Below are 19,443 nucleotides of genomic sequence, written 5' to 3'. Positions count from 1 at the left end.
TGGTTTGTGCACGATGCGTTCCTTAAGAAGGGGGGTTAATTGCCCGACGCGGTGTGTGACGGGCAATTGCATGGTGCGAAAAATAGCCCCGACTGCATATGGCTCCGATGCCGTATAGGCACCGTCTATTCAATGCTGTACGACCCAACTACACCTGCTGCGAGCCGAAGCACATATGAATTTCAAGGTGTTCGCCCAGGCACCAACTCCGGCGCAGCACCCAAACTGGTAGAACTAGGCCGCCTAGGCTGGGCAAGCCGCCCGGCGGCGCAAGGCCATGGGAGGTAGATCCGAATTGCACTCTGTCTGCCCATCGGCATCAACGACGACCACCCGCATTTCGGCTCTGCCCCCAGGACCGAATAGACGCTTACTCTCAAATTGATAGCTGGCTGCGCAGGTGGCTCCTGCGCTAGCGGGCGATTTGGCTTGAACCATTGGAAGGATTGATGTCTTCAGCATCCCCGGCCGGGATGTGCGCCCGGCGGCGCAGTAACGTTTCTTTTGCTTCGCCAAAAGAAAGTCACCAAGGAAAAGGCGAGCCGAAGTCGTCGCCCCCTTCGCTGCGCTACGGGGTACGCTGCGTTGCTCGGTCTGGTCGGGGTCCCGCTCGAACTCGGCCTTCGGCCTCAGACAATCGCGGGCCCTGATCCGCCCAGCCCTGCGCTACTCGCCGACGCCACACGGCGGGGGAGCGGACAGCCAAACAGCCAGCCCGGCAAAGCCGGGCATCGCGCCCTAGGCGCGATGTGGCGCCACGCGCCACCGATCCCGATCCCCGGGGTCCCCCTCTGTATGCGCCGAGGAGCACAGCTTTGGGCGGATCAGGGCTGGCGTTGTCTGAGCCGCAGGCGAGTTTAGCCAGACCCCGCACAAAGCGAGCACCGCAGGTTTCCTAGTGCGATAGCGCTGGGACGCAGACAGTGGGGACGCCTTTCTTTTGGTGACTTTTCTTTTGCGCAAAAGAAAAGGTACTCGCCCGCCGGGGCGAACTCCCGGCCAGGGATGGCATGAACGTTAGGCGCAATCCGCACTACCCCAAACCACATATAAATCTTCGAATAAAAATAGGGCTTCAGCGCAAATTCCATCTGCGCGAGCAGCTACGAAAAATACAGCAATTGATAGCTCCACCTTTTGAGGGAAATATGCCTGCGAATCGAGAGCCTAACGATGGCCCCAGGCTATAGTCCTCCCACGCTCGGCGTGCGGTACTCGCCAAATCTTTTCTACATTCGTTGCCGCAAGAGCTATATCCATGAATCGTATATATCGTGCATGTTTCGTGATTGCCACTTTTGCAACAACACCATGCTTCGCAGAACTCAGTGATGGTCTTCGCGAAGATGTCATCCGTCTTTCTGGATTTCACACTTTGTATGAGGCGTATGTATCCGGTTGCGAAGCCGCAGAGAGTGCGGCATCAATAGCGCGAATTGCGGCCGGAGCCGCCCGACCACAGAGCCCTGCGCCCGAAGTCAATGAAAACAAAGAGACCCGAAAACCATGCAACGACCCCAACGAAAAGCAGGTGCTAAAAGCAGTTGCTTCTCTGGTTGGAACTGATCTTCAACCAAGCGAGCTCGAACAAATGAAGGCTTTCCTTGCTAGCCCGGCGGGACCGCACTTTCTTCGTCTTCATAGTGAAGCCATTGAAAAAGGATTCAACGTTTATCAAAACCTCCATCGCGGTCAGCCAGTCTCACCATAACGCCCATTGCGGCTGGCCAGAATCAGCTTTCATTGACGGAGCAGCCTCGCTAGCCAATCAATAAATAGGACCGCAGTAGTGGTCCCCATCTACAAAAAATCGGTGCTACCGTGAAACAATCCTTCAAGAGCTTCGCAATAGTCATTGGTAGTTGCGCACTTTTCTCGCTTGTTCTGGCATTTTTCTATGGGCGCTCATTGGCTGGGCTCATCAACATTGGGTCCTACGTTGGGGCTGGCATCATGTTGTTCGGGTGCTACCGTCTCAACAACGCACCCAGCGATGTTGTTCAACATCTTCATATGCAGCAGCGCGTAGAGAACCTCCATGCGGAACTTGCTGGTGAGCCGGTTCCGCACAAAGACATGATTCAGATGTACCTCTCGTCTGGTCCCCTGGTCTTTGGTGGCCTTGCATGGTTGGTAATACTCCAAACAGTGCGCTATGCATTCCATATCTCACCCGGCTGAAGCTCTACGCAGCCCAACGGGTCATTTCGGCGGACCGCCTGGCGCGGCCTCTGATTTCCAACGTTGAGGCGACAAGGAGCCTCTGGCACAACGGTTCCGCTCCACCTGCTAAGGGCGCACCCTCTCCCCACACATCGGCAAGCAGCAGCCCCGCCACTCGCTCCCAAAACCATAGCTACCCCCGCAGATATCATCTGCGCCACCAAGCTATTCCCCCCCATAAGCCAGTGCCCCCGCTCTCAGCCCTTAGCCGCCGCATCCAGCCCTGGCGCCGCCCGCTCATCGGGCTGGCCCTGCTGCTAGCCGCGCTGTGGACACTGGACCGCCTCTTCCCCCTGCCCGAAGCCGCCCGCACCGGCCTGGCGTCGCCCGGCACGTTGGTGGTGCTGGCGCAAGACGGTACGCCGCTGCGCAGCTGGGCCAGTACCGACGGCGCGCTGCGCCAGCCCACCACCGTGGAGGCCGTATCACCGCGCTACCTGCAGGCCCTGCTGCAATACGAGGACAGCTGGTTCGACTGGCACCCGGGCGTGAACCCTGTGGCCCTGGCGCGGGCGCTGTGGCAATGGGGGCGGTATGGGCGCATCGTCTCGGGCGGCTCCACGCTGACCATGCAGGTGGCGCGCATTCTGGAGCTGAACGACCCTGACGGCGGGCCGGCGCCGCGCAGCCTGCGCACCAAGCTGCGCCAGATCGCCCGCGCGCTGCAGCTGGAATGGCACCTCAGCAAGCGCGACATCCTCACCCTGTACCTGAACCACGCGCCCATGGGCGGCCAGGTGCAGGGCGTGGAGATGGCCAGCCGCGCCTACCTGGGCAAGTCGGCCCGCGACCTGAGCCCGGCCGAGGCGGCGCTGCTGGTGGCCCTGCCGCAAAGCCCGTCGCGCCTGCGACCCGACCGCGCCCCAGGCCGCGCCCAGGCCGCGCGTGACAAGGTGTTAGAGCGCATGCAGACCTTGGGCCTGTGGGACGCGGCGCTGGTCAAGGACGCACTGCTAGAGCGCGTGTTCGCCCCGCCGCTCAAAGCCCGCTGGCTGGCCCCGCTGGCCGCCGAGCGCCTGCGCCGCCAGCCCCACGGATCTCAACAAAATGGCATCGTGCAAAGCACGCTGGACGCCGGCCTGCAGATCCGCCTGGAGCAGGTGCTGCTGGACCGCCTGAGCAGCCTGCCCGACGCCGTGTCCATCGCTGCGCTGGTGGTGGACAACGACAGCCTGGCCATCCGTGGCTACGCCGGGTCTGCCGACTTCAGCGACAACGCGCGTGCCGCCCATGTGGACATGGTGCGCGCCGTGCGCTCGCCGGGCTCCACCCTGAAGCCCTTTCTGTACGCCATGGCGCTGGACGAGGGCCTGGTGCATTCCGAGAGCCTGCTGATCGACGCGCCGCAGAACTTTGGCGGCTACGCGCCGGGTAACTTCCAGGCCACTTTTACCGGGCCGGTGAGCGTGAGCGAGGCGCTGCAGCGCTCGCTTAACGTGCCGGCAGTGGACCTGCTGGACCGCATAGGCCCGGCCCGCTTTGCCGGCCAGCTGCGCAACGCCGGGCTCAAGCTGCGCATGCAGCAAGGCGCCACGCCCAACCTGAGCCTGATCCTAGGCGGCGCGGGCACCACGCTGGAAGAACTGGTGGGCGCTTACACGTCACTGGCACGCAACGGCGTGGCCGGCCTGCCCCGGCTGACGCCCACCGCACCGCACACCGACACCCGGCTGATGAGCCCTGGCGCGGCCTTCATCGTGCGCGAAATCTTGGAGAACGGCGGCAGGCCGGATGCGCCGTTTCGCGAGACCAGCGCCCGCGTGGCCTGGAAGACCGGCACCAGCTTCGGCTTTCGCGATGCCTGGGCCATCGGCGTGACCGACCGCTACACCCTGGGCGTGTGGGTAGGCCGCCCGGACGGCACGCCCAACCCCGGCCACTTCGGCGCCAACACCGCAGCCCCGCTGGTGAAAGACCTGCTGGCCGCGCTGGGCCCCATATCCGCCCAGAGCCGGCCCGTGCCGCCGAATGTGCACGCGCAAGACATCTGCTGGCCGCTGGGCCTGGCCGCCAGCGCCACCGACCCAGCCCACTGCGCCGTGCGCCGCAGCGCCTGGACGCTGGACGACACCGCGCCGCCCACCCTGCCCGACCGCGTCAACCCGCACAGCCTGCTGGATACGGCCTGGGTAGACAGCCATGAGCGCGAACGCCTGCGCCCCGGCTGCCAGCCCGACAACGCCCAGCACGCGGTGGAATACGCCCGCTGGCCCACCCTGCTGCAGCCCTGGATAGAGCCCGCCCAGCGCAGCGCGGTAGAACGCCTGCCGCTGGGTCCGCCCTGCGCCCACCAAACGCCCAGCCGCAGCCTGCGCATCACCGGCATAGACCCCGGCAGCGTGCTGCACGCCGTGCCCGGCAAGAAGAGCCTGACGCTGCAGCTGCAGGCCCTGGGCACCACAGAGCCGGTGGTCTGGCTACTGGACGGCCGCTGGGTGGGCTCCACCCAACAAACCGGCAACACACCCGGCAGCCTGCGCCTGCCGCTGGCCGAACCCGGCCCGCACGCGCTGACCGCGATGGACAGCGCCGGGCGCTTTGAACAGGTACGCTTTGCCGTGCGTTAGAAATGCGCCATTACTATATTTTTCATAGCGGCTTGCGCAGGTAGTCTCTGCGCAAGCGGCCTCTTTCATTTAAATCCTTCAGGAGTGAACATGTCCCGAGACGAACGCTTCCAGCAGGCCGCCGCCGCACTGGGCTATGCCTTTGACGGCGAGATCAAGATCGGTGGCCACTACGTGCCCCTGGTGCGCAATGGCCGCGACATCTACCTCAGCGGGCAGATCCCACGGGTAGGCGACACCGTGGTGGTCACCGGTCGCGCGGGCGCTGGCGTAACGCTTGCGCAGGCGCAGCATGCGGCCCAGGTCTGCGCGCTGCGGGCCCTGGCACTGCTGCAGCGCGCCCTGGGCTCGCTGGACGAGGTGGCGGCGATATTGCGCATCACCGTGTACGTGCAGTGCAGCGACGATTTCACCCAGCACAGCGAGGTGGCCGATGGTGCGTCCGACCTGCTCTACCAGGTGCTGGGCACAGCAGGTGCGCACACCCGCACCTCGGTGGGCGTGCTGCAGCTGCCCAAGAACGCCACGGTGGAGATGGACATGGTGGCCTGCGCACGGTAGTGTGGTGCGGGGCTATAGTCAGCCGCTTACGTCAAAGGGAAACAGCTATGGTTTGGGTTGATCTGGTCACGGTGCTTGCGCTTTTGCAGTTTTTGTTCTTCGCCAGCCTGGTCGCGAAGGCACGCACCCAGTACGGAGTGAAAGCGCCGGCGGTCAGCGGGCACCCCATGTTCGAGCGGCTGTACCGCGTACAGATGAACACGCTGGAGATGCTGGTGATCCTGCTGCCAGCGCTGTACCTGGCGGCACGCTACTGGTCGCCGCTGGCGGTGGCAGGACTGGGCCTGGTTTATGTACTGGGCCGTTTCGTGTACTGGCGCGCTTATGCACAAGACCCGGCCAAGCGTGCCGTGGGCTATACGCTGAGCGTTACCCCCACGCTGATCCTGCTGGGCGGTGCCGGCCTGGGCGCGCTGCTGGCCGCCATCCGCTGAGGCAGCACCATGCGTACATTTCTATTCATCCTGGGTGGGCTGCTGGCGCTGGCCGGCGTGACCTGGATTCTGCAGGGGCTGAACATCCTGCCCGGCAGCTTCATGACCGGCCAACTTCAATGGGCAGCCTACGGCACGGTGGCCCTGCTGGTGGGCGTGCGGATTCTGGTTGCGGCCTACAAGCTGCGCAAGCGCTGAGCATCTGCATTCGCAGGTTCCGTACGCAGTCCTCGGCGTACGCTTGTAAAAACAGGGGCAGACCGCCCCAAAGCTTCATCAATATAGATGAAACCGCTGAAGCGCCACATCCAGGCATTCACGGCGTTCGCGAGCTAGCCCCCTCAAAACAGCGTGTTGTCTCCCTGGCCGAGGGCGTGGACAGGGTCTATCTGCAGTTGAATAATGCAACGGCACAGCCAGTGAGGCTATCGAGACAAGCACTCCAAAGTCTAGCCCGATGGACGGGGTTGACAGAAGAGTAAGTACCGCTCGCTGAAACCAACCCCTATACCCAGAAGGAAACCCCATGCGCGTTGCGAACTTGAAACTTGGCGTACGTTTGGGAGCCGCGTTTGGTGCTCTGCTCCTCATCACGGTGTTGGTTGCGACACTTGGCATGAAAAGCATCGTTGCCTTGAAGCAGAGCAATGAAAGCATTTCCACGACCGAACTCAAGCGCCAAGATTTGGTGCAACGCTGGCTTGCAGACATCCAGGCGAACTGGCTGCGCACCGAGGCGGCGTTGAAATCCGACAACGCAGCCTACGTTACCCGCCTGAACCAAGACATCCGCGCTTTGGTAGAGATCCAAAGCAAACGCGTCACCGAGGCAGGTACCTACATGCACGATGGCAAGGAGAAACAACTCTACGACCAAATCTTGTCTGCCCGCGATGCGTATCGTGCCAAGCGTACGGAACTCATTAAATTGAAAGAGTCTGGGCAGGACGTAACACAACAAGTGGACAGCTCCCTGTCTGCGGCCTATAAGGCCTATGCCGATGTGCTGTCACAACTGATGGACACCTTGGACCAAGGCGTCAATGACGACCTCAAAAAGAACTTGGCGCAAGCCGATACCAGCTTGCTGCTGGTGACCGTCAGCACGGTTGCCTCTATTGCATTGGGCCTCTTTCTGGCTTGGTGGACGACGCGCTCCATCACCGCACCAGTCCAGCAAGCAGTCAACATCACATCAGCCATAGCCGACGGCAACTTGGCTGTCGACATCCCCCCAGGGGCGGCCGATGAACCAGGACAATTGCTGGTGGCCCTGGCCACGATGCGAACCAATCTGGCAAAAATTGTGGGCGATGTCCGCCAGAGCGCAGAAAACGTGTCTGCCGCCAGCATCCAGATTTCCCAAGGCAACCACGATCTCTCCAGTCGGACGGAAAGCCAAGCCAGTGCCCTGGAGCAAACCGCCGCCTCCATGGAGGAACTGGGCTCGACCGTGCACCAAAACGCGGACAACGCCAAGCAGGCCAACCAATTGGCTCTGAGCGCCAGTACGGTAGCGACGCAGGGCGGCTCCGTAGTCTCTGAAGTGGTCACAACCATGCGGGGCATCAACGACAGCTCGCGCAAAATATCCGACATCATCAGCGTCATTGACAGCATCGCATTCCAAACCAATATCCTGGCACTGAACGCTGCCGTGGAAGCCGCACGCGCTGGCGAACAAGGACGGGGCTTTGCCGTGGTGGCCAGCGAGGTACGTAGCCTGGCGGGCCGCTCCGCAGAAGCAGCGAAGGAAATCAAGCAACTAATATCGGCCAGTGTGGAGCGGGTCGAACAGGGCACAGTTCTGGTCGACAAAGCCGGCGCCACGATGCATGAGGTCGTGAACTCCATCCGCCGTGTCACGGACATCATGGGTGAAATCAGCGCTGCCAGCAGCGAGCAATCGTCCGGCGTATCTCAAGTAGGTGAAGCCATTACACAAATGGATCAGGCTACGCAGCAAAATGCGGCAATGGTCGAGGAAATGGCCGCCGCTGCCAGTAGCATGAAAGATTTGGCACAGGAGCTGGTTGCAACAGTTTCAATATTCACCTTGGGCCATGAAAACCAGTCCTTTATGCCACGTCAGCATTTGCACGCTCGGGCGCCAGCAAAGGCCATAGCCGCAGTTTCGTAGTGAATACGGGGCTTTACCTGCCAGCCTCAAAAAAATCTAAGAATCCACCTTGAACTGGGCCGACTCGATCTGGTGGCGTGCCAGCAGAGCGTAGAAGTCGGTGCGGTTGCGCTGTGCCAGCTTGGCGGCCTGGGCCACGTTGCCGCTGGTAATCTTCAGCAACTGCGTGAGGTAGCCGCGCTCGAACTCCTTGCGCGCCTCATCCAGCGGCAACAACTCGGAGCTTTGGTTGCTGAGCGCGCCCTGCACCAGGCTGGCCGCGATGATGCTGCCGGTGCACAGCACCACACATTTCTCCACCACGTTCTGCAGCTGCCGCACATTGCCCGGCCAGGGCGCTTTGCTCAACTGCTCCAGCGCGCCGGGCGCGAAAGCGCTGATGTTCTTGGCGTAGCGCTGCGACAGGCTGCGCATGAAATGGTTGGCCAGCAGCACCACGTCTTCACGCCGCTCGGCCAGGGGCGGCAGGGTCAGGCTCACCACGTTGAGGCGGTAAAACAAATCCTCGCGGAAGCGGCCTGCGGCCACCTCGTCCTCCAGCTTGCGGTTGCTGGCGGAGATCACCCGCACATCCACCTTGTGCGAACGTGCCGCGCCCACCGGCCGCACCTCGCGCTCCTGCAGCACGCGCAGCAGCTTGACCTGCATGGCCAGCGGCAGGTCGGCAATTTCGTCCAGAAAAATCGTACCCCGGTGCGCACTGGTGAACATGCCCACGTGGTCGCGCACCGCACCGGTGAAAGCGCCCTTGCTGTGGCCAAACAACTCGGACTCGACCAGGTTCTCGGGGATGGCTCCGCAGTTCACCGCCACCAAGGGCTCGGCCCCGCGCGCGCTGGAGGCATGCAGGGCCCGCGCCAGCAGTTCCTTGCCGGTGCCGCTCTCGCCGTAGATGAGCACCGAGGCATCGCTTTGCGCCACCAGCCGGGCCTCGGCCAGCAGCTTTTCCATGCGTGGGCTGCGCGTGACGATGGCCTCGCGCCAGGTCTCGCCGCCGTCCGGGCTGGGCATGTCGGCGCCCAGAGCGGACGAGACCTCCAGCGCCCGGTCCACCTCGCGCATCAGGTCCACGCCCTCAAAGGGTTTGGTGATGTAGCCAAACACGCCACGCTGCATAGCCTGCACGGCGTGGGCGATGCTGCCGTTGGCGGTCAGCATCAGTACCGGCAGCAAGGGGTAGCGGCGGTGCACGGCCTCGAACAGCTGCAGCCCGTCCATGCCGGGCATCTGCAAGTCGGTGATCATGATGTGCGGCAGGCCTTGGTCCAGCAGTGCCAAGGCCGCAGCGCCATGGGACGCCTCCACGGCGGTATGGCCCTCGTAGTGCAGGCGCAGCGACAGCAGGCGCAGCAACGCGGGGTCGTCGTCAACGATCAGGATGCGCGCCATGGACTAAGTCGCCGTGTGCCGCCGCTGCTCAGGCTCATGCCTGGGCCGGCAGGTGCTGCTGCAACACCGCACGTAGCTGCGAAAAGTTGAAGGGTTTGGTCACATAGCCGCGGGCGCCCAGGCGCAGGGCCTCGTCCAACCGCTCGGGCTCGGCACTGGCCGACAGGAAGATGAAAGGCACCTGCTGCAGCGCCGGCACATGCTGGATGGCGGCCAGCACCTCCATGCCACTCATGGGCGCCATCATCACGTCGCAAAAGATCAGGTCGGGCAGACCACCCAATGCGGCCTGCAGGCCCTGTTGCCCATCGGCCACGCCCTCGGCTTCGTGGCCTTCCAGGCGGATGAAGCGCAGCAGGTTCGAACGTATCGAAGCCTCGTCCTCGATCACCAGAATACGCGCCATATCTACTCCCCGAATACCGTGATCCACGGGCCCTGGCAACGCTGGCCAGCCCTTGCCCGGATGGATAGGTTGGATAAACGTGTAGTTTTCGGGAATATACGCCCACTGCAGCGGCAGCCACCTAAATACGCACTGTAAAGCAGGTGCCCTGAGGCTGCAGGCGGCTGACCTCGATATGGCCGCCATGCAGGTCTACCGCGTTCTTCACCACCGCCAGGCCCAGACCGGTGCCCTGGATGTCGCCCACATTGGAGGCTCGGTGGAAGGGTTCGAACAGGTGTGAAAGCTCCTCTGCCGGGATGCCTATGCCCTGGTCGGACACCTCGAACACGGTTTTACCGCCGTCGGCATAGACGCGAAAGCGCACCGTGCCACCGCGCGGGGAATACTTGATGGCGTTGGACAGCAGGTTGCCAAAGATGTGGCGCAGCAGCTTTTCATCGAAACAGCCGGTAGGCGGCAGCGCGGCAAAGTCCTTGACCACCTCGCAGGTGGCCGTCGGCTGTTGGGTATGGGCGTCGTCTACCAGGCTGTGGCACAGCGCCGCGAGATTGATCTGTTGCGGCTGGAACTCCAGCAACTGGGCCTCGGCCTTGCCCAGCTGCAGCACGCGGTCGAGCATGCCCGTCATGCGCTGCACGCCGCTTTCAATGGTGCCGATGACCTCGGATTTTTCGCTGTCGGGCAGACGGTCGCCGTAGTATTTGAGCAGCTCCACCGACGACAGGATGATGGCCAGCGGCGTGCGGAACTCGTGCGAGGCCATGGAGATGAAGCGCGTCTTCATAGCGTTCAGCTCGGCCTGCTTTTGCAGTGTCATGCGCTGGGCGTGCTCGGCATGCAGGCGCTCGGTGGCGTCCACAACGAAAAGCAGCGTTGCGTCACGCTTGCCCCATTCGATCTTCACCGCTGACAACTCCAGCGTGCGCACCGCACCCGCCTGCGTGATGATGCGAAAGCTGTAGAACGACTCCACCTCTTCGCCGCGCAATCTGCGCTGGTGGCGGTCCACCATGACCGCCACATCCTCGGGGTGGACGGCTGCGGTATAGGGGTTGGACAGCAGATAGTCCAGCGGATAACCCACGATGCGCACCAGGCTGGGGTTGGCAAACACCATGCGACTGTCTTGCACCACCACCACACCCACGCCCACGTTTTCGATCACGGTGCGGTAACGCACCTCGGACCTGCGCAGCTCTTCCAGCGCCTGGTGCCGCTCGATGGCGCTGCTAACGTGGTTGGCCACAAAAGACAGGATGCCCACGTCCGCCGCGCTGTAGGCAATGCCCGGCTCATAACCCTGCACCACCAGCAGGCCGCTGACCACCCCCTGGATGAACATGGGCACGCCCAGCCAGCTGGTGAAGCTCAGGTCACCACTGGCCTCGGTAATTTCACCCGCAGCCTGCAGCGCCAGAAAGCGCTGGTGGTCTATGAGCTGGGGCTGCCCTGTGCGCAGCACATATTCGGACAAGCCCTTGCAGTACGGCACGTCGTTGCACTGCATGGTGTCGCCGTCACGCTCGTCCACGTAGTAGGGATAGCTCAGCATGTGCTTGCGCACGTCGTACAGACCCACGTAGCAGTTCTTGGCGTACAGCAGCTCACCCAACAAGCCGTGCACCGTCTGCAGGAAATCGTAAAACGAAAGGCCTGCCGCCGCCCGCTCGGCAATGCGGTAGAAAACCCGCTGCAGGGTTTCGGCCTTTTTTTGCTCCAGCGCTTCGGCCTTCAGCTCGCGGGTGCGCTGGGCCAGCCACAGGTCGGCCGCGATGTGCTGCTGGATTTTTTCCGCCTGCAGGTTCTGATAATCGCGCTGCAGCGCTTGGTACTGCTCTTGCAGCTGCTGTATCCGGGCTTGCAGGTCGGCGACAGAAAGCATGGCATGGGTCTCCGCGACGCGCAGAGGCACCGCAGGGCGTATGGCTAGGTGGGAAGCCATTATGGGCCGGGCTGCTGCCGAAGCACCCGCTGGCCGCATCGCTACAGACAAATTTGACGGATCGGGCCTGCGCGGCATAGCGCGCAATGGGCTGTACCCAAGGCCGCTGGTCTTGCACGCATACATGGCCTGGTCGGCCGCATGCAGCATGTGGGGCAGACCAACCCCATCCTCGGGGTACATGGCCAGGCCAATGCTGGCGCCCACGGACAACGCAGTAGCGGCGTCCAGTTGCACCGGTTCGCACAGGGTTTGCAGCAGCTTGTTGCACAGCTGGGGCAATTCCTGCGTGTCTGACACGGCCTCGACCAGCAGCACAAATTCATCTCCACCCAGGCGGGCCACGGTGTCGCTGGCGCGGGTGGCCGCTACCAGGCGCCGCGCCACCTCGACCAGCACCGTATCGCCCGCCGCATGGCCGTGGCGATCGTTGATGGCCTTGAACCCATCCAGGTCCAGCATCAGCAGCGCAAAGCGTGTGCCGCTGTGCTGCCAGCGGTCTGTCGCCAGCGCGAAGCGGTCCTGCAGCAGCTTGCGGTTGGCCAGGCCGGTCAGGCTGTCATGGTGGGCCAGCACTTCCAGCTGCAGCTGGCGTTCCTGCATCTGGTCCAGCTGCTGCGCCAGTTCCGCGGTGCGCACGGCCACCGCGCGTTCCAGTCGTTGCTGCCACTGCGCGGACGGCGACACCCACAGCCGGTAGCGGGGCTTGTTGCCCAGCAGCCAGGCCTTGACCACGCCGGCCCCGGCCCATACCCCTCCGCCCGCCCGCAGGCGCAGCAGCGTCGGCATGGCCTATTGAAAACCGGCAGCGATAACCGAAGGAGATTCCTGCTCGGGAGGTTTCTTGTCCGTAGAACGGCGCAACTGGGCTGGACGCGTAGGGCCGCGCTGCACCCGACCCGGCACCTGGAACGAGTGTGGCGGAGACGATGCGACCGCGGCAATCGTCAGTACCAGCACCACGGCCAGGGAGATGAGGACAAGAATCATGAGAACGGACATTGCAAGCCCCTTGTTGTTAGAAGTTGAACACCATGTCTGCGGCAGACGGTGTTTTGTTCCCAAGATACGTGCCAGAAAAAATATCCAATGGAATCAAGGGACTTGGCACTTTGCGCCTGCAATGTTTGTCGGTATTCCCCGACAAACCAACGAGCGGCCTGCAGTAATGCCAATGAAATCAAGGACTTGGCATGTCGGTGAAAACCGACAAATATGGGCGGCCTAGGCATGTCCTAGCACATTCTTATTTTGCGCACAGAGCGTGCGTAAATTCAATTTTTTAGAACGATGCAGACAAAGCCGCTGGAGCCGCAAGTGGCTCTGGAGGCCTAAAGTTCAGTCCATGGATTCGGCAAACACAACACCCCACCAGGCGCTGCCACAGCCGACCATGGCTACACACAACAACTGCGTGCAGTCCCATTTTTCCAAACCCTTGAAGGAAATCACCATGTCTATCTCTACCAAGTTCGCCGCTTCCGCCCTCATTGCCCTGGCTTCCGTGGCTGCCACCAGTGCCTTTGCCGGCAATGACAACAACTACCCTGACGTCAAGGTCGCCAGCACCCTGAGCCGCTCTGCCGTACAAGCCGAAGCTGCACAAGCTCTGAAAGATGGCAACACACCTTTCGGCAACGACAAGCAGTACCCCGTGTTGGCATCGAACAGCAGCAAGACCCGTGCTGAAGTGCGCGCCGAGCTGGTTGCCGCCCGCGACGCCGGTCAACTGGTGCGCGAACACAGCTAAGCCCCGGCTGCCTGTGCATACCACCCACCCATAAAACGTGCCTTGAGTGCGATGCGATCCGAATCTGGGGTTGCATAGCGACAAGGCACACAGCAAATCTCGTAATGCAGTGCGGCCAGCCATGCTGCTATTGAAAGGAATCCGCCATGAACGCATATCTCAAATTCGCCGCCACCGCCCTGATCGCCGTGGCTTCTGCCGCCGCCAGCACCGCTTTTGCCGGCAATGACAACAACTACCCTGACGTCAAGGTCGCCAGCACCCTGAGCCGCGCCGAAGTACAAGCCGAAGCCGCCCAAGCTCTGAAAGACGGCAACACGCCTTTCGGCAACGACAAGCAGTACCCCGTGCTGGCCTCCAGCAGCAGCAAGACCCGCGCTGAAGTGCGCGCCGAGCTGGTTGCCGCCCGCGATGCCGGCCAACTGGTGCGCGAACACAGCTGATCGCCCCGCACACTACGTGCTATCAAAAAAAGAGCTGCCTGCGCAGGGTTTACCTGCGCAGGCAGCTCTTTTTTCATGCAAGCTCACTCGCCGTCCAGCAGCCCCTCTTTCACCGCCAGCCGGACCAGGCCGGTGATGTCGCTGACCCCCAGCTTGGCCATCACGCGCGAACGGTAGGTTTCCACCGTCTTGGCCGACAGGCTCAGGGTGTGGGCGATGCTGCTGCTGGGCTGGCCGCGCACCACCAGGTTCAGCACCTGGCGCTCGCGCTGCGACAGGGTGTGCAAGGGCTCCAGCGGGGTGTTCGGCTCGGCCGGCCGCAGCGCTTCCTGGGCCACTTTTTCGATGGCGCTGCTCCAGTAATGCTGTCCGTTGCAGGCGTGGCGCAAAGCGGTGATGACCTCGGCGCCCGACGCGCCCTTGAGCACATAGCCCGTGGCGCCCATGCGCACCGCGTCCATCACCTGGCGGGGCTGGGCCATCATGCTCAGCACCACCACGCGGCTGCCAATCTTGCGGCGCTGCAGCTCGGCCAGCAGCTCGTGGCCGGAGCGCTCGCCCAGCGATAAATCCAGCAGCACGCAGTCGGGCGGTGCGCGCACGATGTCTTGCACCGCCGTGGGCAGGTCGCCGCTTTCGCCCACCACCACAAAGCCCACCGGCTCCAGCAGCGCGCGCAGGCCTTCGCGCAGGATGGCGTGGTCGTCCACCAGATACACGCTATCGTTCATGGTGAGTAGTTCAGTTCAATCAGGGTGCCGCGCTCATTGTCGGCACTGCGCGCGCTCAGCGAAGCGCCTATGGCCTGCGCACGCTCGCGCATGCCCACCAAGCCCAGGTGGCCGGGCTTCACGGCGCGGCCTATGGGGCCCAGGCCTATGCCGTCGTCCTGCACCAGCAGGCGCAGGCCCAGGCTGCCCAGGGGCTCGATGCCCACCGTAAGGCGTTGGCACTGGGCGTGGCACAGCGCATTGGCAATGGCTTCGCGCGCCACCATGAAGACGGCGTATTCCACCTCGGGGCTCCAGCGCCGGTCGGCCATGGTCGGCGGAATGTGCAAGCGGATGGACACGGCGGCGTGGCCCGCCGCCTCGGCCTGGATTTCGTTGTCCAGCGCCACGCCCAGGCCCTGCTCCTGCAGCAGCGGCGGGCGCAGCTCTACCAGCACCTCGCGCACCTCGCGCATGCCCCGGTCGATCATGCTGGAGACACGGCTCCAGCTTTTGTCGATGGCCTCGGTGGAGCTGGGCGGCAACTGGGCGCGCAGGGCATCGACCGAAATGCGCAGCGTGGTCAGCGTCTGGCCCAATTGGTCATGTAGCAGCTGTGCCAGGCGGCGGTTGGTCTGCTGCTCGGCCTCCAGCAGCTGGCGCGACAGGGCCGACAGCTGTTCACGGTAGCGCAGCAGGGCCTGCTCGGACTCAACCCGCTCGGTCACGTCGCGCGCGGTCAGGGTGAACAGCACCTCGCCGTTGACACGGGTCTCGGAGGCCGAAGCCTCCAGGTGCAGCGCCGCGCCACCATGGCGTTTGCCGGACAGGGTGCGCACCGCGCCTATCAGGGTGGGCAGGTCGGCCAGCGGCAGCACCTCGGCCAGCGGCAGGCCCAACAGCTGCGCATCGCTGCGGCCAAAAATACGCTGCGCGGCGGGGTTGGAGAACACCACGCAGGCCTGCGCGTCCAGGCCCAGGATCGCGTCGCTGGTGGTGGCGACGATGGCGGACAGCAGGGCCTCGCTCTCACGGATCTTTTGCTCGGCCCGGCGGCGGTCGCTCAAGTCACGCGCCACCAGCACCACGGCCACGACCGAGCCCTCTTCATCACGCTGCGGGTACAGCAGCAAGTTGCCCCAGAATCGGCTGCCCGGCCAGCGCGGTAGCCAGCCTTCGAACTCCATGCGCTCGCCACCAGCGGCGCCGTCCAGCATCTGCTGCACACGCGCTTGCTCGTGCGGGGTCTGGGCCAACAGCGGGCGCACGTCCATGCCCAGCACCTCCAGCGCGGCCACGCCAAACAGGGCCTCGGCATTGCGGTTCCAGCTTTGCACCAGGCCCATGGGCGACAGCTGCAGCATGGCGATGTCCACCGCCGCGTCCACCAGCAAATCCACCTGCTGCTTGGCCGCACGCACCGCAGTGTGGGCGCGCAACTCTTCGCTGATGTCGGTATGCGTGCCCAGATAGCCGATGAAGGTCTCGCCGTCGAACAGCGGCGTCGTGTACCACTGCACCCAGGCTACGCGGCCATTGCGGCGCACCTGCATGCCGCGCCCGTTCAGCGCGATGCGGCCCTGGCGCATGCGGCGCAGGGATTCATGCGCGCTGGCCTCCTGCTCCTGCGGCATCCACAGGCCCACGGGCGAGCGGCCCAGGGCCTCGGCCTGGCTGAAGCCGGTCATCAGCTCGCTGGCCCGGTTCTGGTAGACCACGTGGAAATCGCTGTCATACAGCACCAGGCCTACCGGCATTTCGCGCAGCATCTGCCACACGCGCTGGCTGTTGGCCGCCACCACGGACTGGGCCTGGGTCTCGCCGCGCGGGTCCAGCAGCACCGCCTCGGACAGCCAGCGCCACACCGTGCCCTGGCCGAAGTGCGGGTCGGTCTGCAGGCGGTGGGGGTGGATGTGCACGCCGGGCAGGCCGTCGGCACCGGCGCCGTCGGCCGCGGTTGGGGGTAGATCTGGCATGGGGAAGTTGAAAAAAGGTCCACCAATTGTCAGCCGGCCGCCAGCTGCGGGCACTCAGGGATACCGATAGTGCGATTGTCAAACTTTCCCGACATACGGGGCGGCGCCCCCCTCCTACCATCGCCTCCAACCAAGCCCACCCACCTTCCACGGAGCACCATGCCAAGCATTCCCCCTCTGAATATTCCCGCCAACTCGGCGATCGCGCAGCGCGAATTCCTGATCGGCGTGGCCACCGCTTCGTTCCAGATCGAAGGTGCCTCCAAGGAAGACGGCCGCCTGCCTTCCATCTGGGACACCTACTGCAACGAACCCGGCCGCGTGCTGCATGGCGACACCGGTGAAGTGGCCTGCGACCACTACCACCGCTGGGAATCCGACGTGGACCTGATCGCCAACCTGGGCGTGGACGCCTACCGCCTGTCCGTCGCCTGGCCCCGCGTGATGGACGAAAAAGGCCGGCCCAACGCCAAAGGCCTGGACTTCTACAAACGCCTGCTGGACCGCCTGCAGGAAAAGGGCCTGCAAAGCTACGTCACCCTATACCACTGGGACCTGCCCCAGCACCTGCAGGACAAGGGCGGCTGGGCCAACCGCGAGACGGCCTACCGCTTTGCCGACTACGCCGAGCTGATGGCGCGTGAGCTGTCCGGCAAGGTCACGGCATGGGCCACACTGAACGAGCCCTGGTGCTCGGCCTACCTGGGCTATGGCATTGGCCGCCATGCGCCCGGCATCACCGACCTGCGCCAGACCACGCAGGCCCTGCACCACCTGCTGCTGGGCCACGGCCTGGCCCTGCCAGCACTGCAGGCGCACGACCCGCAATCCATGAAAGGCATAGTCTGCAACATCGGCGCGGCCACCCCCGCCAGCAACAGCCCGCAAGACCGCGACGCCGCCCACCTGAGCCTGACGCAGCAGAACCAATGGGTGCTGGACCCGCTGCTGCAGGGCAGCTACCCGCAGGACATCTTCCGCCTGTGGCCCGGCACCGAGCCACTGGTGCTGGAAGGCGATATGAAGACCATCTCCACCCCGCTGGACTTCCTGGGCATCAACTACTACTTCCGCACCGTGGTGCAGGCCGACGGCCATGGCCGCTACACCGAAGCCCCGCACGACATGTCGGTAGAGCGCACGCAAATGGGCTGGGAGGTCTACCCCCAAGGCCTGCGCGACCTGCTGATCGACTTCCGCTCGCGCTACCCCACACTGCCGCCCATCTACATCACCGAAAACGGCATGGCCAGCGACGACTCTGTGGGCGACAACGGCGTGGCCGACCCGCAGCGCATACGCTTCCTGGAGCGCCATCTGATGGCGGTGAACGAAGCCATGATGGCCGGCGTGGACGTGCGCGGCTACTTCATCTGGTCGCTGATGGACAACTTCGAATGGGCCTATGGCTATGAGCGCCGCTTCGGCATCACCCATGTGGACTACACCACCCAGGTGCGCACCCCCAAACACAGCGCCCATGCAGTACAAGCCTTTTTGCAGCAACGCAAGCAAGCGTAAACGGCCGGCCTGCAGCCCCAGGGCGCAAGGGCCAGCCATTTCAGCCCCGGGGCGGCAAGCCCCTTTTTATAAAAACGGAGACTACATGAAGACATTTGCACGTACCCTGGTGGCCAGCGCCATCACCACCCTGGCGGTCGTGGCCGGCACCGGCGCACAGGCGCAAAACCGGGCCGAAGTCATCCACTGGTGGACGTCCGGTGGCGAATCCGCCGCCATCCAGGAAATGGCCAGCGCCTTCAATAAATCCGGCGGCATGTGGGTGGACTCGGCCATCGCCCTGGGCGAAAACGCCCGCGCCGCGGCCATTAACCGCATCGTCGGTGGCAACCCACCTACCGCGGCCCAGTTCAACACCTCGCAGCAGTACCTGGACATCATCAAAGAGGGCATGCTCAACGACATCGACCCGGTAGCAGCCAAGGAAAACTGGGACACCATGCTGCCAGCCCCCGTGGTCAGCAGCATCAAGGTCAACGGCCACTACTATGCCGCGCCGGTGAACATCCACATGCCCAGCTGGTTTTGGTACTCCAAGGCCGCCTTCCAAAAAGCTGGCATCACCTCCGAGCCGCAAACCCCGGACGAGCTGTTTGCCGCGCTGGACAAGCTCAAAGCCGCTGGCCTGGTGCCCCTGGCCCTGGGCGGCCAGGGCTGGCAAGAGTTCATCACTTTCTACAGCATACTGGCGCATGAAGGCGGTTCCGACATGTACCTGAAGGTGCTGAAGGACCGCGACCCGGCCACCATCAACTCGCCCGCGTTCCGCAAGATCCTGACCGACTTCAAGCGCCTGAAGAGCTATACCGATGCCGGCTCCCCCGGCCGCAACTGGAACGACGCTACCTCCATGGTCATCACCGGCAAGGCCGGCATCCAGATCATGGGCGACTGGGCCAAGGGCGAGTTCGCCAACGCCAAGCAAACGGCGGGCAAGGAGTTCGGTTGCTTTGCCGGCTTTGGCCCCAAGTCGCCCTACATCATCGCGGGTGATGTGTTCGTCTTCCCACGCACAAAGGACCCGGCCGCCATCAAGACCCAGCTGCTGCTGGCCACGTCCATGACCTCGGCCACCACCCAGGTGGCGTTCAACAACAAAAAGGGTTCCATCCCCATCCGCACCGATGTGGACAGCAGCAAGATGGACCAGTGCGCCCAGGCTGGCCTGGCCATCATGAAGGACAAGAGCCGCCACCTGGCCAACCCCGACATGCTTCTGCCGCCCGACGTGGTGGGCCCGCTGACCGACATCATCTCCAAGTACTGGAACACCAACCAGTCGGTGGATGACGTCGTGAAGGCACTTCAGACCGCAATGAAGAGCTAAACGCCGCGCAGGGGTGCTGGGCAATTGCCCGCATCCCTGTCGCTGCCCCAT

Annotated in this window: 18 protein-coding genes; 12 read left to right on the top strand and 6 right to left on the bottom strand. The window is 63.6% G+C overall.

Annotated features, from left to right (window positions below; all coding sequences use genetic code 11):
- The first annotated feature begins 1,258 nt into the window (after positions 1-1,258).
- The 7 genes from AC07R0_RS22735 to AC07R0_RS22705 all read left to right on the top strand — a co-directional run bounded on the left by AC07R0_RS22735 (position 1,259) and on the right by AC07R0_RS22705 (position 7,925).
- Positions 1,259-1,711 carry a hypothetical protein gene (locus AC07R0_RS22735; RefSeq protein WP_495106577.1) on the top strand — a complete coding sequence of 151 codons (453 nt, stop codon included), beginning with the start codon at positions 1,259-1,261 and terminating at the stop codon, positions 1,709-1,711.
- Between the two features lie 110 nt (positions 1,712-1,821).
- On the top strand, positions 1,822-2,181 hold the full coding sequence (locus tag AC07R0_RS22730) for a hypothetical protein (protein ID WP_495106576.1): 360 nt from the start codon (positions 1,822-1,824) through the stop codon (positions 2,179-2,181).
- A 227-nt stretch (positions 2,182-2,408) separates the two neighbouring features.
- A complete protein-coding gene (pbpC, locus tag AC07R0_RS22725; RefSeq protein WP_495106575.1) occupies positions 2,409-4,790 on the top strand; it encodes a penicillin-binding protein 1C in 2,382 nt (793 codons plus the stop codon).
- A gap of 90 nt (positions 4,791-4,880) precedes the next feature.
- Positions 4,881-5,351: a RidA family protein gene (locus tag AC07R0_RS22720; RefSeq protein WP_495106574.1), complete on the top strand. Its 471-nt coding sequence runs from the start codon at positions 4,881-4,883 to the stop codon at positions 5,349-5,351.
- Positions 5,352-5,398: 47 nt separating this feature from the next.
- Positions 5,399-5,785 carry an MAPEG family protein gene (locus tag AC07R0_RS22715; RefSeq protein ID WP_495106573.1) on the top strand — a complete coding sequence of 129 codons (387 nt, stop codon included), beginning with the start codon at positions 5,399-5,401 and terminating at the stop codon, positions 5,783-5,785.
- Between the two features lie 9 nt (positions 5,786-5,794).
- Positions 5,795-5,983 carry a hypothetical protein gene (locus AC07R0_RS22710; RefSeq protein WP_495077440.1) on the top strand — a complete coding sequence of 63 codons (189 nt, stop codon included), beginning with the start codon at positions 5,795-5,797 and terminating at the stop codon, positions 5,981-5,983.
- Positions 5,984-6,311: 328 nt separating this feature from the next.
- The gene (locus AC07R0_RS22705) at positions 6,312-7,925 is read left to right on the top strand and encodes a methyl-accepting chemotaxis protein (RefSeq protein WP_495106572.1); all 1,614 of its coding nucleotides are present in this window, start codon (positions 6,312-6,314) and stop codon (positions 7,923-7,925) included.
- A 36-nt stretch (positions 7,926-7,961) separates the two neighbouring features.
- Here AC07R0_RS22705 and AC07R0_RS22700 read toward each other — a convergent pair whose 3' ends face one another.
- The 4 genes from AC07R0_RS22700 to AC07R0_RS22685 form a co-directional block, all read right to left on the bottom strand.
- Entirely contained in the window at positions 7,962-9,314 is a 1,353-nt protein-coding gene (locus AC07R0_RS22700; RefSeq protein WP_495106571.1) for a sigma-54-dependent transcriptional regulator, read from the bottom strand.
- A gap of 34 nt (positions 9,315-9,348) precedes the next feature.
- Positions 9,349-9,720, bottom strand: coding sequence for a response regulator (locus AC07R0_RS22695; protein WP_495077437.1), 372 nt, complete (start codon positions 9,718-9,720; stop codon positions 9,349-9,351).
- A gap of 121 nt (positions 9,721-9,841) precedes the next feature.
- Positions 9,842-12,454: a sensor histidine kinase gene (locus AC07R0_RS22690; RefSeq protein ID WP_495106570.1), complete on the bottom strand. Its 2,613-nt coding sequence runs from the start codon at positions 12,452-12,454 to the stop codon at positions 9,842-9,844.
- A 3-nt stretch (positions 12,455-12,457) separates the two neighbouring features.
- The gene (locus tag AC07R0_RS22685) at positions 12,458-12,655 is read right to left on the bottom strand and encodes a hypothetical protein (protein ID WP_495098807.1); all 198 of its coding nucleotides are present in this window, start codon (positions 12,653-12,655) and stop codon (positions 12,458-12,460) included.
- A 44-nt stretch (positions 12,656-12,699) separates the two neighbouring features.
- Between AC07R0_RS22685 and AC07R0_RS22680 the strand changes: the two genes are divergently transcribed.
- The 3 genes from AC07R0_RS22680 (at position 12,700) to AC07R0_RS22670 (ending at position 13,858) form a co-directional block, all read left to right on the top strand.
- Positions 12,700-12,834, top strand: coding sequence for a hypothetical protein (locus AC07R0_RS22680; RefSeq protein WP_495106569.1), 135 nt, complete (start codon positions 12,700-12,702; stop codon positions 12,832-12,834).
- A 284-nt stretch (positions 12,835-13,118) separates the two neighbouring features.
- Complete coding sequence (locus tag AC07R0_RS22675) at positions 13,119-13,415, top strand: DUF4148 domain-containing protein (protein WP_495106568.1); 297 nt, start codon at positions 13,119-13,121, stop codon at positions 13,413-13,415.
- Between the two features lie 146 nt (positions 13,416-13,561).
- On the top strand, positions 13,562-13,858 hold the full coding sequence (locus AC07R0_RS22670) for a DUF4148 domain-containing protein (protein WP_495077433.1): 297 nt from the start codon (positions 13,562-13,564) through the stop codon (positions 13,856-13,858).
- Positions 13,859-13,941: 83 nt separating this feature from the next.
- Here the strand turns inward: AC07R0_RS22670 and AC07R0_RS22665 are convergent, their stop codons facing one another.
- Positions 13,942-14,589: a response regulator gene (locus tag AC07R0_RS22665; RefSeq protein ID WP_495098804.1), complete on the bottom strand. Its 648-nt coding sequence runs from the start codon at positions 14,587-14,589 to the stop codon at positions 13,942-13,944.
- Positions 14,586-16,544: a sensor histidine kinase gene (locus AC07R0_RS22660; protein ID WP_495106567.1), complete on the bottom strand. Its 1,959-nt coding sequence runs from the start codon at positions 16,542-16,544 to the stop codon at positions 14,586-14,588. The genes AC07R0_RS22665 and AC07R0_RS22660 overlap by 4 nt, the downstream gene beginning before the upstream one ends.
- A gap of 159 nt (positions 16,545-16,703) precedes the next feature.
- Here AC07R0_RS22660 and AC07R0_RS22655 point away from each other — a divergent pair, with 159 nt between their 5' ends.
- Positions 16,704-18,065 (top strand): GH1 family beta-glucosidase, encoded by a 1,362-nt coding sequence (locus AC07R0_RS22655; RefSeq protein WP_495077430.1) that lies wholly within the window; start codon positions 16,704-16,706, stop codon positions 18,063-18,065.
- Positions 18,066-18,150: 85 nt separating this feature from the next.
- The gene (locus AC07R0_RS22650) at positions 18,151-19,392 is read left to right on the top strand and encodes an ABC transporter substrate-binding protein (RefSeq protein WP_495106566.1); all 1,242 of its coding nucleotides are present in this window, start codon (positions 18,151-18,153) and stop codon (positions 19,390-19,392) included.
- The last annotated feature ends 51 nt before the right edge of the window (positions 19,393-19,443 follow it).

Source organism: Rhodoferax sp. GW821-FHT07F03 (assembly GCF_059418745.1).
This window is presented reverse-complemented; position numbering and strand designations above follow the sequence as displayed.

What these genes read in the sequence shown, in the direction of transcription:
- AC07R0_RS22735 (WP_495106577.1), top strand. Translation starts at nt 1,259, where the DNA reads ATGAATCGTATATATCGTGCATGTTTCGTGATTGCCACTTTTGCAACA.
- AC07R0_RS22720 (WP_495106574.1), top strand. Translation starts at nt 4,881, where the DNA reads ATGTCCCGAGACGAACGCTTCCAGCAGGCCGCCGCCGCACTGGGCTAT.
- AC07R0_RS22715 (WP_495106573.1), top strand. Translation starts at nt 5,399, where the DNA reads ATGGTTTGGGTTGATCTGGTCACGGTGCTTGCGCTTTTGCAGTTTTTG.
- AC07R0_RS22710 (WP_495077440.1), top strand. Translation starts at nt 5,795, where the DNA reads ATGCGTACATTTCTATTCATCCTGGGTGGGCTGCTGGCGCTGGCCGGC.
- AC07R0_RS22705 (WP_495106572.1), top strand. Translation starts at nt 6,312, where the DNA reads ATGCGCGTTGCGAACTTGAAACTTGGCGTACGTTTGGGAGCCGCGTTT.
- AC07R0_RS22700 (WP_495106571.1), bottom strand. Translation starts at nt 9,314, where the DNA reads ATGGCGCGCATCCTGATCGTTGACGACGACCCCGCGTTGCTGCGCCTG.
- AC07R0_RS22695 (WP_495077437.1), bottom strand. Translation starts at nt 9,720, where the DNA reads ATGGCGCGTATTCTGGTGATCGAGGACGAGGCTTCGATACGTTCGAAC.
- AC07R0_RS22690 (WP_495106570.1), bottom strand. Translation starts at nt 12,454, where the DNA reads ATGCCGACGCTGCTGCGCCTGCGGGCGGGCGGAGGGGTATGGGCCGGG.
- AC07R0_RS22685 (WP_495098807.1), bottom strand. Translation starts at nt 12,655, where the DNA reads ATGATTCTTGTCCTCATCTCCCTGGCCGTGGTGCTGGTACTGACGATT.
- AC07R0_RS22680 (WP_495106569.1), top strand. Translation starts at nt 12,700, where the DNA reads ATGTCTGCGGCAGACGGTGTTTTGTTCCCAAGATACGTGCCAGAAAAA.
- AC07R0_RS22675 (WP_495106568.1), top strand. Translation starts at nt 13,119, where the DNA reads ATGTCTATCTCTACCAAGTTCGCCGCTTCCGCCCTCATTGCCCTGGCT.
- AC07R0_RS22670 (WP_495077433.1), top strand. Translation starts at nt 13,562, where the DNA reads ATGAACGCATATCTCAAATTCGCCGCCACCGCCCTGATCGCCGTGGCT.
- AC07R0_RS22665 (WP_495098804.1), bottom strand. Translation starts at nt 14,589, where the DNA reads ATGAACGATAGCGTGTATCTGGTGGACGACCACGCCATCCTGCGCGAA.
- AC07R0_RS22660 (WP_495106567.1), bottom strand. Translation starts at nt 16,544, where the DNA reads ATGCCAGATCTACCCCCAACCGCGGCCGACGGCGCCGGTGCCGACGGC.
- AC07R0_RS22655 (WP_495077430.1), top strand. Translation starts at nt 16,704, where the DNA reads ATGCCAAGCATTCCCCCTCTGAATATTCCCGCCAACTCGGCGATCGCG.
- AC07R0_RS22650 (WP_495106566.1), top strand. Translation starts at nt 18,151, where the DNA reads ATGAAGACATTTGCACGTACCCTGGTGGCCAGCGCCATCACCACCCTG.